We start from the raw sequence: 15557 nt of genomic DNA on the forward strand, positions 1-15557 counted from the left end.
GAAAACTTGTAATTTCGAGCGAATCGCTAAAAAATAGGCCTGAAAATTCCATTTTGGCATATTTTACCTGGTAAACCCGGTCGTTTATTGGCCACCGGGGCCACGACTCGATGCCATATTATCGAATAAACCTCGCACTTTGTCTTTAGGACCAAGGAGTCTCCATGGAGTTCAGCGTAAAAAGCGGCAGCCCCGAGAAGCAGCGCAGTGCCTGCATCGTCGTCGGCGTGTTTGAACCCCGTCGTCTCTCCAGTGTCGCCGAGCAGCTGGATCGCATCAGCGATGGCTATCTGAGCGCCCTGTTGCGCCGCGGCGATCTGGAGGGTAAGCCCGGCCAGATGCTGTTGCTGCATCAAGTACCGGGCGTGCTCTCCGAGCGCGTCTTGCTGGTCGGCTGTGGCAAGGAGCGTGAACTGGATGAACGCCAGTTCAAACAGATCATGCAGAAGACCATCAGCACCCTGAACGAAACCGGCTCCATGGAAGCGGTCTGCTTCCTCACCGAGCTGCACGTCAAGGGTCGCGACACCTACTGGAAGGTGCGTCAGGCCATCGAGACCACCCAGGCCGGTCTCTACAGCTTCGATCAATTCAAGACCAACAAGGCTGAGCTGCGCCGTCCTTTGCGCAAACTGGTCTTCAATGTACCGACCCGCCGCGAGTTGCCAATCGGTGAACGGGCGATCGTGCACGGTCTGGCCGTGGCCAAGGGCGTCAAGGTGTGCCGGGATGTCGGCAACATGCCGCCGAACGTCTGCACGCCTGCCTATCTGGCGTCCCAGGCCCGCCGTCTGGCCGATGCCTGCCCGAATATCACCACCAAGGTAATTGGCGAGCAGCAGATGGCCGAGCTGGGGATGAACTCCTACCTAGCCGTGGCCCGGGGCTCCGAGAATGAAGCCATGATGTCGATCATGGAGTACAAGGGCCATCCGGATGCCAAGCCGATTGTGCTCATCGGCAAGGGCCTGACCTTCGACTCCGGCGGTATTTCCATCAAACCGGCCGATGGCATGGACGAGATGAAGTACGACATGGGTGGTGCCGCCTCCGTGCTGGGGACCATGCATGCGCTGGCCGATCTGCAACTGCCGATCAACGTCATCGGTGTGCTAGCCGGTGCCGAGAACATGCCCGATGGGAAGGCCTATCGCCCCGGCGATATTCTCACCTCCATGTCCGGCCAGACCATCGAAGTGCTCAATACCGATGCCGAAGGCCGTCTGGTGCTGTGCGATGCCCTGACCTATGTGGATCGCTTCGAGCCGGAATGCGTCATCGATATCGCCACCCTGACCGGGGCATGCATCGTGGCGCTGGGCCATCAGACCACTGGCTTGCTGGCGAACCACAATCCGCTGGCCCACGAGCTGCTGGGTGCCGCCGAGCTCTCCGGCGACAAGACCTGGCGTCTGCCGCTGTGGGATGAGTATCAGGAGCAGCTGGAAAGCCCGTTTGCCGATATGGCCAACATCGGCGGTCGTCCTGCCGGTGCCATCACGGCCGCGGCATTCCTGTCGCGCTTCACCAAGAAATACAACTGGGCCCATCTGGACATCGCAGGCACCGCCTGGAAGTCCGGCAAGGACAAGGGCGCCACCGGACGTCCAGTGCCGTTGCTGACCCAGTTCCTGTTGAGCCGTGCCGGTGTTGACCAGGACGAGTAATCCGTCCAGCCAAGGAGACAAGGGGATGGAGCCATCCCCTTGATATGTGATGAAAGCAGCCACCTTCTACCTGTTACCCGACACCGACCAGCCGACCGAGGATGAGCTCTTCACCCTGGTCTGCCAGTTGGCCACCGACCGTTACCGGCGCGGCCAGAGCCTGTTTGTGTGTGTCGAAACCCAGCAGCAGGCCTGGCAGCTGGATGAAATGCTCTGGCAACAGGATCCGGACAGCTTTGTCCCCCACAGTCTCTCCGAAGAACCCACCGCCCATCAGGCACCGGTAGAAATTGGCACCGGCCTGCCGCGCCGCAACCGCCAACTGCTGATTAATCTGGGCAGTCAGGCACCGGCATTTGCAGGACGCTTCGCCGAAGTGATAGATTTTGTCCCCACGGACGACACCCTCAAGCAGCTGGCTCGCGAACGCTACAAGCAGTATCGCGCCGCTGGCTTCACGCTACAGACCCAGCCTGCGCCCAACGCAGCCCAAGTCCAGGCGATTGACAGACCCGAGACCGACTAACCATGGAAAAGACCTTCAACCCCAGCGCCATCGAACAGGCGCTTTATCAGCACTGGGAATCCCAGGGCTACTTCAAGCCCCACGGCGATACCAGCCAGGATGGCTACTGCATCATGATCCCGCCGCCGAATGTCACCGGCAGCCTGCACATGGGTCACGCCTTCCAGCAGACCATCATGGATGCCCTGATCCGCTATCAGCGCATGCTGGGCAAAAACACCCTGTGGCAAGCCGGTACTGACCACGCCGGGATCGCCACCCAGATGGTGGTCGAGCGCAAGATCGCCGCCGAAGAGGGCAAGACCCGTCACGACTATGGCCGTGATGCCTTCATCGACAAGATTTGGCAGTGGAAGGAAGAGTCCGGCGGCACCATCACCCGTCAGATGCGTCGCCTCGGCACCTCGGTGGATTGGGATCGCGAGCGCTTCACCATGGATCCGGGCCTCTCCCGCGCTGTGCAGGAAGTGTTTGTCCGTCTGTATGACGAAGATCTGATGTACCGTGGTAAGCGCCTGGTGAACTGGGATCCCAAGCTGCACACCGCCATCTCCGATCTGGAAGTGGAAAACCGCGAAGTCAAAAGCTCCATGTGGATGCTGCGCTACCCGCTGGCCGATGGCGAGCAGACCCGCGATGGCGAGCACTTCCTGGTGGTCGCCACCACCCGTCCGGAAACCATGCTCGGTGATACCGCCGTCGCCGTGAATCCGGAAGATCCGCGCTACAAGAATCTGATCGGCAAGTTTATCGAGCTGCCGTTGGTGAACCGTCGCATTCCGATCGTCGGCGACGAACACGCCGACATGGAGAAGGGCACCGGTTGTGTGAAGATCACCCCGGCCCACGACTTCAACGATAACGAAGTGGGCAAGCGTCACGCCCTGCCGATGATCAACATCTTCACTCTGGATGCCCATGTCCGTGCGCTGGCCGAAGTCTATGACTCCAGTGGCCACCCGAGCACTGCCTACCCGGCCGAACTGCCCGCCGAATTTGCCGGGCTGGAGCGCTATGCCGCCCGTAAGGCCATTCTGGCCAAGCTGGACGAGCTGGGGCTGCTGGCAGAGACCAAGGATCACGTGCTGCAACAGCCTTACGGCGATCGCGGTGGCGTGCCCATCGAGCCCATGCTCACCGACCAGTGGTATGTGCGTGCCGGTGTGCTGGCCAAGCCCGCCATCGAGGCGGTGGAAGATGGTCGCATCCAGTTCGTGCCCAAGCAGTACGAGAACATGTACTTCTCCTGGATGCGTGACATTCAGGACTGGTGCGTTTCCCGTCAGCTGTGGTGGGGTCACCGCATCCCGGCCTGGTATGACGAGTCCGGCAAGGTCTATGTCGCCCGCGACGAGGCCGAAGTGCGCAGCAAGTATGGCCTGGGCGCCGATGTGAAACTGCGTCAGGACGACGACGTGCTGGATACCTGGTTCAGCTCGGCGCTGTGGACCTTCTCCACCCTGGGTTGGCCGGAGCAGACCCCGGATCTGCGCACCTTCCACCCCACCGATGTGCTGGTCACCGGCTTTGACATCATCTTCTTCTGGGTGGCGCGCATGATCATGATGACCATGCACTTCATGAAGCACGAAGATGGCTCGCCGCAGGTGCCCTTCAAGACCGTCTACGTCACCGGCCTGATCCGGGACGAAGAGGGGCAGAAGATGTCCAAGTCCAAGGGCAACGTGCTGGATCCGCTGGATATGATCGACGGCATCAGCCTGCCCGAACTGCTGGAGAAGCGCACCGGCAACATGATGCAGCCCCAGCTGGCCGAGAAGATTGGCAAGCGCACCGAGAAACAGTTCCCGGAAGGGATCGAAGCCCACGGCACCGACGCCCTGCGTTTCACCCTGGCGGCGCTGGCCTCGACCGGCCGCGACATCAACTGGGACATGAAGCGCCTCGACGGCTATCGCAACTTCTGCAACAAGCTGTGGAACGCCAGCCGCTATGTGCTGATGAACACCGAAGATCAAAATTGCAGCCCGGCAGCCGCGGCGGATTACAGCCTGGCGGATCGCTGGATCCAGTCCCAACTGCAGCTGACCATCCGCGACGTGCGCCATGCCATGGACACCTATCGCTTCGATCAGGTCGCCGGTGTGCTGTATGAGTTTATCTGGAACCAGTTCTGCGACTGGTATCTGGAGCTGACCAAGCCGGTACTCTGGCACGGTACTCCAGCCCAGCAGCAAGCAACCCGCCACACCCTGGTGACGGTACTGGAAACCCTGCTGCGTCTGGCTCATCCGCTGATGCCCTTTATCAGCGAGGAGATCTGGAAGAACGTGGCCCCGCTGGCTGGCGTCGGTTTCAACGAAGGCGATACCCTGATGCTGCAAGCCTATCCGGCGTTCGATGCGGCCAAGGTCGACGAAGCCGTGCTGGCGGATCAGGAGTGGGTGAAGCAATTTATCATCAGCATCCGGAATATCCGTGCCGAGATGAAGGTCGCTCCGAGCGTACCGCTCACAGTCCTGCTCAAGGCGGATGCGGTGGATGCCGGCCGCGCCGCCGCCAACGAGGCCACCTTGAAGTCCCTGGCCAAGCTGGAATCCATTACCGTGCTGGCAGCCGGCGATGCGGCTCCGGTCTCGGTCACCAAGCTGATCGGTGCCACCGAGCTCTTGATCCCCATGGCGGGCCTGATTGACAAGGAGGCCGAACTGGCGCGTCTGGAGAAGGAAGTCGCCAAGTTGACCCAGGAGTGCGGCCGCATCGAAGGCAAGCTCGGCAACGAAGGCTTTGTCGCCAAGGCGCCGGAAGCGGTCCTGGCCAAGGAGCGCGAGAAGCTGGCCGACTATCAGCTGCAGCTGACCAAGCTCAAGGAGCAGCAGGAAACCATCCAGGCGCTGTAATCAGCCCGATTTTCTGCCCCGCAAAGACCAAGACCCCGGCCCAAAGCCGGGGTCTTGTTGTATGCCGGAACCGAAACAGCTCATCCCGCTCCAGAAATGCTCAACGCCGACACCAGCACCGCACCAACCACAGCAGAGCTCCCAAGCCTCCCGACCACAGGCAGAAGGCCTCCAGCCTGGAGATGCTCACCCAGCCATAAAACGGGTTGCCCGCATAGAGCGGCCACAACGGCTGGATATCGCCATGCATCAGCCCATCCAACAGCAGATGGCTGTAGGTGCCGAGCAGACCGCCCCACAACAACATTCCCCAGGAGCATGCAACCGGCACCGAGAGCCAGCGTAGCCCATAATGGCTCACCTCCCGATTCCAGCGCCGCAACACCAGGCCGCGCAACAGACGCGCCAGCAGAACGGCGCCCAGACCTATGGGCAACGCCCAGGCCAGCGTGTGAGTGCGGCCGTGAAGAATTGGCGCATGGCGGATCAATCCCAGCAGCGGCTCGATATCCATCAAGATCTGGGCACAACCAAAGGCGAACAGGCTGAATCGTCGGTCGGCACCAGCCTTGAGCAGTAGCGCCGGGCCCATATGTAACGGTGTAAACGGCATAAGTGTTCCAGAAACAATGCAGATGGTAGTGGGGTCGCATTAGGGCTCTTGTTCCCGAAAAGACAGGAGCAATAAAAGTAATGCTAAATAGATAAGGCAGGGAGTGTTCCCATTGAACCAACCGTTGGCGGCAGGGATGCCGCCAGCGAGCCTACACGGATGTATTCACGGCGTGTTGGTGAAAGGGAACCTGCCTGCATTTTTCTTACATGACTGGCATGAAAGCAACAGAAGCACCATTAAATCTCGTCGTGCAGGAAGATATCGCGGTAGGCGACGTAGAGGGAATAGCCAGTGACAGGTACCACCACCAGCAGACCCACCAGCAGCATCAGGGTGCCCAGCAATAACAGCAGGGTTGCCAGAATGCCCCACCAGGTCAGGGGCCAAAAATTGCGCCAGCAGCCACGCAGACTCAACTTCAGGGCCTCCCAGGGGGCGACCTGATGGAAAAACACCAGCGCCGGTGCAAACAAGGCCGCCATCATCAACGGGATCAGCAAGGCCAAGCCCACCAGAACCCATAGTAGTATCTGCAATGCCATCGTCGGATCGCTCTCGATGACGGCCTCCAATTCCATCAGATGCTCGAATCCAATAGTCACCAAGGCGGCGATCACCACCAGAAAGACCATCCCGAGGATCAGCGCCAGATAAATCACCGCCGTGAGCACCAGTTGCCCCATCTGCTGACGGAAGCCTTCGAAGTAGTCATTGAACGAGATATAGCCCATGGTGTGGGCCCGGTGAGCGACAGACATCAGACCGGCGGCAAACACCATGCTGAACAGCTGGTATAACAGGCCCCCGCCTGGAACGAGACCAGAGCCAATCGACAACACCATGCTAAATAAACAGATGCCGACACTGACCCCCATGCCCCGATTGAACAGGCCAAACGCACCATAAATCCAGCCCCAGCCACGGCCGATCCGAACTCGGCGAGGCTCTTGCCACGGCGTGGCCTCAATGGCTTCATCCATTTCTGTTACTGCAATAAACTCACCCATGCTGCTCTCGTGCTCCTGCTTGTTGCTGTGAATTCCCTACCGGTTGGAGCCTCAGCTCCTTTCGACACCTTTATACCTGTTTTCATTCTCTGGATGTGTGAAATGCTGCAAAGGCCCGGGGTGAGCCATGAAAAAACAAAACCCCCGCAGGGCGGGGGTTCCGGAAACGCGTGGAGCATTAATCCAGTCGCAGCTCGAGAGGCACTTCAAAGATCACATCCTCTTCCTTGCCGCTGAACTCCTCGATCTGGCCACCGCCGATCTCTTGCAGGCGGGAGACCACCTGCTGGACCAGCACTTCCGGCGCAGAAGCCCCGGCGGTCACGCCGACGGTAGCAACCCCGGCGAACCAGTCGGCCTGCAGCTGCGCCGCCTCGTCGACCAGATAAGCCGGCGTCCCCAGCCGCTCGGCCAGCTCGCGCAGGCGATTGGAGTTGGAGGAATTGCGCGACCCGACCACGATGAACAAGTCGACCTGAGCCGCCAACTCGCGCACCGCATCCTGACGATTCTGGGTGGCGTAGCAGATGTCATCCTTGCGCGGCCCCTGGATCGCCGGGAACTGGCTCTGCAGAGCGGCGATCACCTCTTTGGTCTCATCGACACTCAAGGTGGTCTGGGTGACAAAATGCAACTGGCTGGCGTCCTTGACCTGTAACGCGGCCACATCGGTTGCATCCTCGACCAGATACATGCCCGCTTGCTGGCTCTCGTATTGGCCTATGGTGCCCTCCACCTCGGGATGCCCGGCGTGACCAATCATGATCACCTCCTGCTCCTTGCGGCTGGCGCGATGCACCTCCATATGCACCTTGGTCACCAGAGGACAGGTGGCATCGAATACCCGCAGTCCACGCTGTCTGGCCTCTTCGCGCACCGCCTTGGAGACACCATGGGCGGAGAAGATCACGATGTGATCGTCCGGAACCTCGGAGAGCTCCTCGACGAAGATAGCCCCGGCTTGACGCAGTGACTCCACCACGTAGCGGTTATGCACCACCTCGTGACGCACATAGATGGGAGCACCAAACTTCTGCAGCGCATTCTCGACAATACTGATCGCCCGATCGACACCAGCACAGAAGCCTCGGGGGTTCGCAAGCAGGATCTTCATCTTAACTCGCCTTCTGTTCGTCCGACTGTGCCGGCTTCTTGCGTAGACCATCCAGCACTATCATGAGGGCACCGACCGTGATGGCACAGTCCGCCAAGTTGAAGGCCGGAAAGAAGTAGCCATAACCGTAAAACAGCAGGAAGTCGACCACATGACCGTAGGCCAGCCGATCGATGAGATTGCCGATGGCCCCACCGATCACCAGTACAAACGCCAGGTTCAACCAGAGCTGATTCGCCGCCTGACGTCGCAACCCCACGGCCATGGCCGCGGAAACCCCCAGCGCAAACAGCGCGAAGAACCAACGCTGCCAACCCGGCTGATCCGCCAGAAAACTGAACGCCGCGCCCGTGTTATAGACATGGACGATATTGAAAAACGGCAGCACATTGATCCCCGGTCCGCCGTACGGCAGACCATCGAGGATCGCCAGCTTGGCCAGCTGATCCAGCACCACCACGATCAGCGCCAGCCATGACCAGCGCAATCCACTTTGTTTCCAGCTCGCGATCATCATGCAAAGGCCCGAGTTTCGCCGTCACCCTCGACGTTGGTCACACAGCGACCACAGATCCCCTCATGACCCGCGATGGTGCCGACATCAGCCACATGGTGCCAGCAACGCTCGCATTTGGCGGCTGCGGTGGCAGAAACCTGCAACCACAGGCCGCTGAGCTCGGTGGCCTGTGCATCCGCCGGAGCGGTCGTCACGGCCTCCACCTTAGCTTGTGAGGTGATGAGCACGAACCGCAGCTCATCGCCCAGACGCACCAGCTTCTCGGCCAGTGCCGGCTCGGCCAACAGGGTCACTTCCGCCTGCAAGGAGCTGCCGATACGCTTGTCAGCGCGCGCCGCTTCCAGGGCCTTGTTCACTTCGCTGCGTACCGCCAGCAGATCCGCCCAGTAGGCATCATCCATGGCTTCGCCGTCGTGGAGGCCAAACAGGCCATCGAACCACTCTTCGGTGAACACGAACTGGCTACGCTCACCCGGCAACAGTTTCCAGATTTCGTCGGCGGTGAAGCTCATGATCGGCGCCATCCAGCGCACCATGGCTTCCGCGATGAGATACAGGGCGCTCTGGCAGGAGCGACGGGCCAGACTGTCGGCCTTGGCGGTGTATTGGCGATCCTTGATGATATCCAGATAGAAGGAGCCCATCTCCACCGAGCAGAACTGCATCAGCTTCTGGGTTACCAGATGGAAGTCATAATCGGCATAGGCCTGGATGATCTCTTCCTGAGTCTTGAGAGCACAGCCGACAGCCCAGCGATCCAGTACCACCATCTCGTCAGCGGCGACCATATGCAACTTGGGATCGAAGCCGTTGAGGTTGGCCAGCAGGAAACGGGCGGTGTTGCGGATCCGGCGATAGGCATCGGCCGAGCGCTTGAGGATCTCGTCGGAAACCGTCATCTCACCGGTGTAATCGGTGGAGGCAACCCACAATCGCAGAATATCGGCACCCAGCTTGTTCATCACCTCTTGCGGGCTCACCACGTTGCCCAGCGATTTGGACATCTTGCGGCCCTGGCCATCCACGGTGAAGCCGTGGGTCAGTACCTGGTTATAGGGAGCCTGATGCTTCATGGCCACACCGATCATCAGCGAGGACATGAACCAGCCACGGTGTTGATCCGAGCCTTCCAGATACATGTCAGCACCATGGCCGTTGAACTCGGGGCGCACATCCACCACCGAGGAGTGGGTGGAGCCGGAGTCAAACCAGACGTCCAGGGTATCCGGCACCTTGTCGTACTGAGCGGCCTCTTCGCCGAGCAGTTCGGCAGGCTGCAGATCCCACCAGGCCTGGATACCGGAGACTTCAACGCGCTTGGCCACCTCTTCCATCAGCTCGACGGAACGGGGATGCAGCGCCTGGGTCTCCTTGTGTACGAACAGGGCGATAGGCACACCCCAGGTCCGTTGCCGGGAGATACACCAGTCGGGACGGTTCTCGACCATGGCTTCGATACGGTTCTGACCCCACTCCGGGATCCATTTCACACCCTTGATTTCTGACAGTGCTTTCTGACGCAGACCCGCCTGCTCCATGCTGATGAACCACTGGGGGGTAGCACGGAAGATGATCGGGGTCTTGTGGCGCCAGCAATGGGGATAGGAGTGCTGGATGGCCTGATGATGCAGCAGAGCGCCCGTTTCCTTGAGCACTTCAACCACAGAGGCGTTGGCCTTGAACACGTGCTGACCAGCAAAGCGTTCGGTATCCGGCAGATAGACACCATTGCCACCCACTGGATTAGCGACTTCCAGGCCATATTTCTGGCCGACCACAAAGTCTTCCTGACCGTGGCCCGGCGCGGTATGCACGGCACCAGTACCGGAGTCGATGGTGACATGCTCACCCAGGATCACCGGCACATCGAAGCTGTAGAAGGGATGCTGGAAGCGTAACAGCTCCAGATCGGCGCCCTTACAGTAGCCCAGATTGTGGTACTGGTTGATCCCGGCACGATCCATCACATCCTTGACCAAGGCTTCTGCCAGGATCAGACGTTCCGGCTGCTCGCCTTCCACCTGCACCAGCGCATAGTCCAGCTCGGCATGGAGTGCCACGGCGCGGTTGGCGGGCAAGGTCCAGGGGGTGGTGGTCCAGATCACGACGGACAGAGGACCTTGCCCCGGATGTCCCTCGGCACAATCAAAAGCCGCCACCACTTGTTCTTCATTCAGCGCCTTGAAACGGACGTCAATGGAGGGCGAGCTCTTGTCGTAGTATTCAACTTCCGCCTCGGCCAGCGCCGAACCGCAATCGGTACACCAGTGCACCGGCTTGGAACCCTTGTGCAGGTGACCATTCTGGATGATTTTACCCAGCGAACGGATGATGTTGGCTTCAGTGTTGAAATCCATGGTCAGATAGGGGTGCTCCCAATCGCCCAACACCCCCAGACGCACGAAGTCAGTCTTCTGGGCTTCGACCTGGCTCTTGGCGTACTTCCGGCACTCGGCCCGGAACTCGGCCGCCGAGACCTTCTCGCCCGGCTTCCCCACCAGCCCTTCGACCTTCAGCTCGATAGGCAGACCGTGGCAATCCCAACCCGGGACATAGGGGGAATCAAAACCCGCCATGCCCTTGGACTTGATGATGATGTCCTTGAGGATCTTGTTGACCGAGTGACCGATATGGATGTTGCCATTCGCATACGGGGGGCCATCGTGAAGAATGAAAGACTTCTTGCCCTTCTTGGCCGTGCGGATCACGCCGTACAGATCCTGCTCATACCACGCTTTCAGCATTTCCGGCTCACGCTTGGCCAGATCGCCACGCATCGGAAACGGGGTTTCCGGCAAATTCAGGGTATGTTTATAGTCGCTCATCAGTCCTGGGTTCCATCATGATTCAATAGGGGTTGCCGCGAGGCCGAAATAACGGCGGGCCGTGGCAGCATCCTCGCGGATCTGCGCATGCAGGGCGGCAAAAGAGTCGAACTTTTTCTCGTCACGAAGCTTGTGGCACAGTCTGACACGGATGTGCCGGCCATAGAGATCGCCCGAGAAATCGAAAATATGTACTTCAAGTTGTGGCCGTCGGCCGTTTACCGTGGGACGGGTGCCCACATTGGCCACGCCATAATGGGTGTGGCCGGAAAATAACACTTCTACCGCATACACGCCACTGACCGGCGCGACCTGGCGTTTGAGGTGCACATTCGCCGTCGGAAAACCGATAGTGCGCCCCAACTTGTCGCCGTGCGCTACCCGACCACTGACGGTATAGGGCTCACCCAGCATGGCATGCACCTCGGCCAGGCGGTCATCGCGCAGTGCCTCACGTACCCGGGTACTGCTGACACGTTGTTCGGCCACACAAAAACTGTGTGTGCTGACCACCTCGAAACCGTAACGCTCACCGGCCTGCTGCAGCATGGCAAAATCACCGCGGCGGCCGCGACCAAAACAGAAGTCGTCGCCCACCACCAGATACTTGACGCCCAGACGGCGCACGAGTATCTCCTCGATGAACAACTCGGGCTCCAGATTGGCAAACTCAAGGCCAAAACGGATGCACAGCAAGCGGGTCAACCCGAGATCCTTGAGTGCCATGTACTTGTCACGCAACCGCGTCAGTCGGGCCGGAGCCCCGTCACGAGCAAACAACTCCATGGGCTGGGGTTCGAACAACATCACGCAGGCGGGTAATCCCAACGCTTGCGCCTTGGCCTGCAACTGGCGCAGCACCGCCTGATGCCCCAGGTGTACACCATCAAAATTGCCGATGGTCAGCACACACCCCTGGTGTTCGGGACGCAAATTGTGGATACCGCGGATCAACTGCATAGCGGCCTGATGTCCTGTCCTTGCCGGTGAAATCGCCGGATTATATAACGAAGCGCCCAGGCTTTCAGCCCTCGTTGACCGTTTTCAGGTCACGAGGACGGATCCCCAACACGCCAGCCGTCAGCAGATAGCACAGGCCACCGATAACCACCATCTTGCACAGCTCCAGTCCAGAGCGCCACATGGACCACTTAACCCAGACCTCCAGGGTTGGGCTCAGCCACCAGAGCAATAGATACATGGCTGCCGTAGCCACACTCAAGCGCAACATGAAAAACAGGGTACTACGCCCCGGCCGATAGACATGACGACGGTAAAGCCCCTGGAACAGCGAGATGGCATTGACGGTTCCCGACAGGGCGGTGGATAACGCCAGACCGACATAGCCCAGTGGCGTCAGGAAGATAAAGATGAAGTTGAAGATCATGTTGGCGATCATGGAGTGAATGCCGTAGCGCACCGGGGTCTTGGTATCCTGGCGGGCATGAAACCCGGGAGCCAACACCCGGGCCAGCATCAATGACAACAAGCCGGAGGTCGATGCCAACAGACTGGCACCGGACATCATCACCTCATGGGGGCCGAATTCACCGCGCATAAACAGCACCCGCAAGATGGGCTCCCGCAACACCATGATGCCGCCCATGGCCGGCAAGCCCAGAAACAGCACCATGCGCACCCCCCAATCCATGGTTTGCGAAAAGCGCTGGGGATCCTGATCGACATGGCCTTTGGAGAGCGCAGGCAGGATCACGGTACTGATGGCCACCGCGAACATCCCCAGCGGAAACTCCAGCAGCCGATCGGAATAATAGAGGTAGCTGATAGCACCGGTAGCCAGAAACGAGGCCAGCATGGTGTTGATCATCAGATTAATCTGACTGACCGAGACACCAAACAAGGCCGGAATCATCAGGGTACGGATCTTCACCACCCCCGGATGATGCCAACCCCATTTGGGCCATACCAGCATCTGCATCTTCATCAGGTAAGGGATCTGGTATAGCAACTGCACCAGGCCACCGATAAAAATCCCGATGGCCAGACCTATTTCCGGCTCGGCCATCTGCGGCGCGCCCCACAGAGCGACAATGATCAGCACAATATTCAGGAAAGTCGGCGTGAACGAAGAGACACCGAAGCGACCGAAGGTGTTGAGCACAGCCCCGGACATCGCGGTGAAAGTCACAAACCACAGATAGGGAAAGGTGATTTTCAGCAGCAGGCTGGCCAACTCGAACTTCTCGGCATTCGGCCCGCCATGCCACCAGTCCATAAACCAGCCCCAGCCAAATAGCGCCGAGAGCACAGTCGAGCCGAGCACCCCCAGGATCGTCACCACCGAGATGATGGTACCCAGCGTGCCCATGGTTGCCGCCAGCAGCTCCCGCACCGCCTGTTTGTCACCCTTGGCCTTGTATTCGGTCATCACAGGGACGAAGGCCTGATTGAAGGCCCCATCGGCGAAGAGTCGACGCAGGTAATTAGGAATACGGTTGGCAAAGAAAAATACATCCGCCGCGGCACCGGCCCCCAACAGGTTGGCGATGACAATATCCCGGACCAGACCGAGGATCCGCGACGCAAGGGTCGCACCTGAGACTAACAATCCGGAGCGGATCAGCTTCTTGCTCACTATAACTCCTCAAAAACCGTGACTGCGCGGTGAAAGCTGCTAAAATCGGCCGACAGTTTAACGACCTGCCACCCCGTATGCTACATGCCACAGGGTTGCGGTGGTTATTTGCACAAACCATTTGACATTCTCAGGTTGAGAAGGCATATTTCTGGGCCTTTTCAGCATACTCGCTAAGACAGTTTTAGGAGTTTTACCTTGGCTAACATCAAATCTGCTAAGAAGCGCGCGATTCAGGCAGAAAAAGCCCGCAAGCACAATGCCAGCCGTCGCTCTATGACCCGCACCTACGTTAAAAAAGTAGTTGCTGCTATCGCCGCCGGTGACAAGGCTATCGCACAAGCCGCTTTCGAAGCTGCTCAGCCTATTCTGGACCGTATGGCCACTAAGGGCCTGATCAGCAAGAATAAGGCTGCTCGTCACAAGTCTCGTCTGGCTGCCCAAATCAAGGCACTGTAAGACGCGATATGCGATGAAAAAAGAAACCGGCTTGCGCCGGTTTTTTTTATCCCTTTTCAACGTCAAACGATCTAGCTAAACGAGATCAGCGACAATAGAGGCCATGCAGGACTGAAATTACGGCCCGGACCTCCTCACTCTTGAGTGAATAAAAGACGGTTTGCGCAGCTTTGCGCGTCGTCACTAGGCCATCTCGACGCAGAATGGCCAGATGCTGGGAGAGCGCGGATTGACTCAATCCCAAAGAGTCATTGATCTCGCCAACCGAAAGCTCGCGCTCCTGTAGATGGCACAGAATTAACAACCGATTCTCGTTGGCCAAGGCCTTTAATAATCCCACCGCCTTACTGGCCTGGGTTTGCATCTCTTCAATCTGCATGCATCCATCCTGCGCGGACCCCGTCATCGGCGCATAATAGCAGCTAGATCGACAAGGGTGCAGGGTTAAAGCGTGAGATATCTTCCTCACCACTGAACAAGGATGAGAAGTCACTTTCACAGATCATCTTGACCGCAGGATGCTGGATCATGCGCTCGGCGAAAATCACATAGTACTCTTCTTTCAAATCCTGAGTCTGACCAACCAACTCGACCTCTTCCCCTTCCAGAATTTCGCTTTGATAGATAGATGGTGCGACAAAAATCCCCTGGTTGAAGAAGCCAAACGCCTTCATCAAAGCCGCATCATCAAATTCGCCGAGGATCTGTGGCGACAATCCCTTCTCCTCGAACCAGCGTGTCAGCTGACGCCCCATGGCAGTGCGGCGCCCCGGGATCAGGAGTTTGCGTTCATTCAGACAAGCGGGAAATGGCGAAGCTGGCATGGGGGCCTTGCAAAAGAAGCTCACCCCGCACTCCCCTAACTTCTTCGATAACAGTCCGCCCTGCTGGGCCGAATCGACCGGGCAATCCGACAGGATCATATCCAGCTTGTGCTCACTCAACTGCTCGAGGAGTAATTCATGGGTCGATTCGAAACACCGCAGATGGATGGAACCATCGGTGGGGATTGCCGACAAGAGCACCCGACTGGCCAGACGCTTGGAGAGCGCATCCGCGATGCCGACATCAAACAGCAACTGGTTCTCTTTGCGATAATTGACGATATCCAGCATTTCGTAGGAAAGCGAAAACATCTTGTCCGCATACTGGAAAATGAGTTGCCCCAATTCACTGGCCTCCAACTGGCGCCCCTTACGCTTGAACAAGCGCCCGCCTAGGCGTTGCTCCAGCAAACGGATCTGCCCGGTCACGGTTTGGGGCGTCAGAAACAGAGCATCGGCTGCCGCGGTAACCGAGCCTTTCTTTTGGGTCATCCAGAAGTAGTAGAGGTGGTTGTAATTCAGATGGGACATAAGCTGCCTTTGAG

13 protein-coding genes are annotated in these 15557 nt (G+C 58.7%); 4 read left to right on the forward strand and 9 right to left on the reverse strand.

What is annotated here, in order from left to right; all coding sequences use genetic code 11:
• The first annotated feature begins 164 nt into the window (after positions 1 to 164).
• From pepA to ACZYUB_RS12665, 3 genes are read left to right on the forward strand one after another with little or no spacing between them, the layout of a single operon-like run.
• Positions 165 to 1667: a leucyl aminopeptidase gene (pepA, locus tag ACZYUB_RS12655; protein WP_463948393.1), complete on the forward strand. Its 1503-nt coding sequence runs from the start codon at positions 165 to 167 to the stop codon at positions 1665 to 1667.
• Positions 1668 to 1716: 49 nt separating this feature from the next.
• Positions 1717 to 2193 carry a DNA polymerase III subunit chi gene (locus ACZYUB_RS12660; protein ID WP_463948394.1) on the forward strand — a complete coding sequence of 159 codons (477 nt, stop codon included), beginning with the start codon at positions 1717 to 1719 and terminating at the stop codon, positions 2191 to 2193.
• A gap of 2 nt (positions 2194 to 2195) precedes the next feature.
• On the forward strand, positions 2196 to 5054 hold the full coding sequence (locus tag ACZYUB_RS12665) for a valine--tRNA ligase (protein WP_463948396.1): 2859 nt from the start codon (positions 2196 to 2198) through the stop codon (positions 5052 to 5054).
• A 100-nt stretch (positions 5055 to 5154) separates the two neighbouring features.
• Here the strand turns inward: ACZYUB_RS12665 and ACZYUB_RS12670 are convergent, their stop codons facing one another.
• From ACZYUB_RS12670 to murJ, 7 genes are all read right to left on the reverse strand, one after another.
• Positions 5155 to 5667 carry a hypothetical protein gene (locus ACZYUB_RS12670; RefSeq protein WP_463948398.1) on the reverse strand — a complete coding sequence of 171 codons (513 nt, stop codon included), beginning with the start codon at positions 5665 to 5667 and terminating at the stop codon, positions 5155 to 5157.
• 239 nt (positions 5668 to 5906) lie between these two features.
• The gene (locus ACZYUB_RS12675; RefSeq protein ID WP_463948400.1) at positions 5907 to 6677 is read right to left on the reverse strand and encodes a BPSS1780 family membrane protein; all 771 of its coding nucleotides are present in this window, start codon (positions 6675 to 6677) and stop codon (positions 5907 to 5909) included.
• Between the two features lie 178 nt (positions 6678 to 6855).
• Complete coding sequence (gene ispH, locus ACZYUB_RS12680; RefSeq protein WP_463948402.1) at positions 6856 to 7791, reverse strand: 4-hydroxy-3-methylbut-2-enyl diphosphate reductase; 936 nt, start codon at positions 7789 to 7791, stop codon at positions 6856 to 6858.
• A gap of 1 nt (position 7792) precedes the next feature.
• Positions 7793 to 8305, reverse strand: coding sequence for a signal peptidase II (lspA, locus tag ACZYUB_RS12685; RefSeq protein ID WP_463948451.1), 513 nt, complete (start codon positions 8303 to 8305; stop codon positions 7793 to 7795).
• Complete coding sequence (ileS, locus tag ACZYUB_RS12690; protein ID WP_463948404.1) at positions 8305 to 11133, reverse strand: isoleucine--tRNA ligase; 2829 nt, start codon at positions 11131 to 11133, stop codon at positions 8305 to 8307. Before ileS ends, lspA begins: the two co-directional genes overlap by 1 nt.
• A gap of 15 nt (positions 11134 to 11148) precedes the next feature.
• Complete coding sequence (ribF, locus tag ACZYUB_RS12695; RefSeq protein WP_463948405.1) at positions 11149 to 12093, reverse strand: bifunctional riboflavin kinase/FAD synthetase; 945 nt, start codon at positions 12091 to 12093, stop codon at positions 11149 to 11151.
• Between the two features lie 64 nt (positions 12094 to 12157).
• Complete coding sequence (gene murJ, locus ACZYUB_RS12700) at positions 12158 to 13729, reverse strand: murein biosynthesis integral membrane protein MurJ (RefSeq protein ID WP_463948406.1); 1572 nt, start codon at positions 13727 to 13729, stop codon at positions 12158 to 12160.
• Between the two features lie 198 nt (positions 13730 to 13927).
• Here murJ and rpsT point away from each other — a divergent pair, with 198 nt between their 5' ends.
• Positions 13928 to 14188 (forward strand): 30S ribosomal protein S20, encoded by a 261-nt coding sequence (rpsT, locus tag ACZYUB_RS12705; protein WP_460881357.1) that lies wholly within the window; start codon positions 13928 to 13930, stop codon positions 14186 to 14188.
• A gap of 85 nt (positions 14189 to 14273) precedes the next feature.
• Here the strand turns inward: rpsT and ACZYUB_RS12710 are convergent, their stop codons facing one another.
• Both ACZYUB_RS12710 and nhaR read right to left on the reverse strand, forming a co-directional pair.
• Positions 14274 to 14567 (reverse strand): ArsR/SmtB family transcription factor, encoded by a 294-nt coding sequence (locus tag ACZYUB_RS12710; protein WP_460881358.1) that lies wholly within the window; start codon positions 14565 to 14567, stop codon positions 14274 to 14276.
• 43 nt (positions 14568 to 14610) lie between these two features.
• Positions 14611 to 15543 carry a transcriptional activator NhaR gene (gene nhaR / locus ACZYUB_RS12715; RefSeq protein ID WP_460881359.1) on the reverse strand — a complete coding sequence of 311 codons (933 nt, stop codon included), beginning with the start codon at positions 15541 to 15543 and terminating at the stop codon, positions 14611 to 14613.
• Positions 15544 to 15557 lie beyond the last annotated feature (14 nt).

It is taken from the genome of Pseudaeromonas sp. HNCC25DJ182 (genome assembly GCF_055413365.1).

What these genes read in the sequence shown, in the direction of transcription:
- ispH (WP_463948402.1), bottom strand. Translation starts at nt 7,791, where the DNA reads ATGAAGATCCTGCTTGCGAACCCCCGAGGCTTCTGTGCTGGTGTCGAT.
- ACZYUB_RS12660 (WP_463948394.1), top strand. Translation starts at nt 1,717, where the DNA reads ATGAAAGCAGCCACCTTCTACCTGTTACCCGACACCGACCAGCCGACC.
- ileS (WP_463948404.1), bottom strand. Translation starts at nt 11,133, where the DNA reads ATGAGCGACTATAAACATACCCTGAATTTGCCGGAAACCCCGTTTCCG.
- ribF (WP_463948405.1), bottom strand. Translation starts at nt 12,093, where the DNA reads ATGCAGTTGATCCGCGGTATCCACAATTTGCGTCCCGAACACCAGGGG.
- ACZYUB_RS12665 (WP_463948396.1), top strand. Translation starts at nt 2,196, where the DNA reads ATGGAAAAGACCTTCAACCCCAGCGCCATCGAACAGGCGCTTTATCAG.
- ACZYUB_RS12675 (WP_463948400.1), bottom strand. Translation starts at nt 6,677, where the DNA reads ATGGGTGAGTTTATTGCAGTAACAGAAATGGATGAAGCCATTGAGGCC.
- nhaR (WP_460881359.1), bottom strand. Translation starts at nt 15,543, where the DNA reads ATGTCCCATCTGAATTACAACCACCTCTACTACTTCTGGATGACCCAA.
- lspA (WP_463948451.1), bottom strand. Translation starts at nt 8,305, where the DNA reads ATGATCGCGAGCTGGAAACAAAGTGGATTGCGCTGGTCATGGCTGGCG.
- pepA (WP_463948393.1), top strand. Translation starts at nt 165, where the DNA reads ATGGAGTTCAGCGTAAAAAGCGGCAGCCCCGAGAAGCAGCGCAGTGCC.
- ACZYUB_RS12670 (WP_463948398.1), bottom strand. Translation starts at nt 5,667, where the DNA reads ATGCCGTTTACACCGTTACATATGGGCCCGGCGCTACTGCTCAAGGCT.
- ACZYUB_RS12710 (WP_460881358.1), bottom strand. Translation starts at nt 14,567, where the DNA reads ATGCAGATTGAAGAGATGCAAACCCAGGCCAGTAAGGCGGTGGGATTA.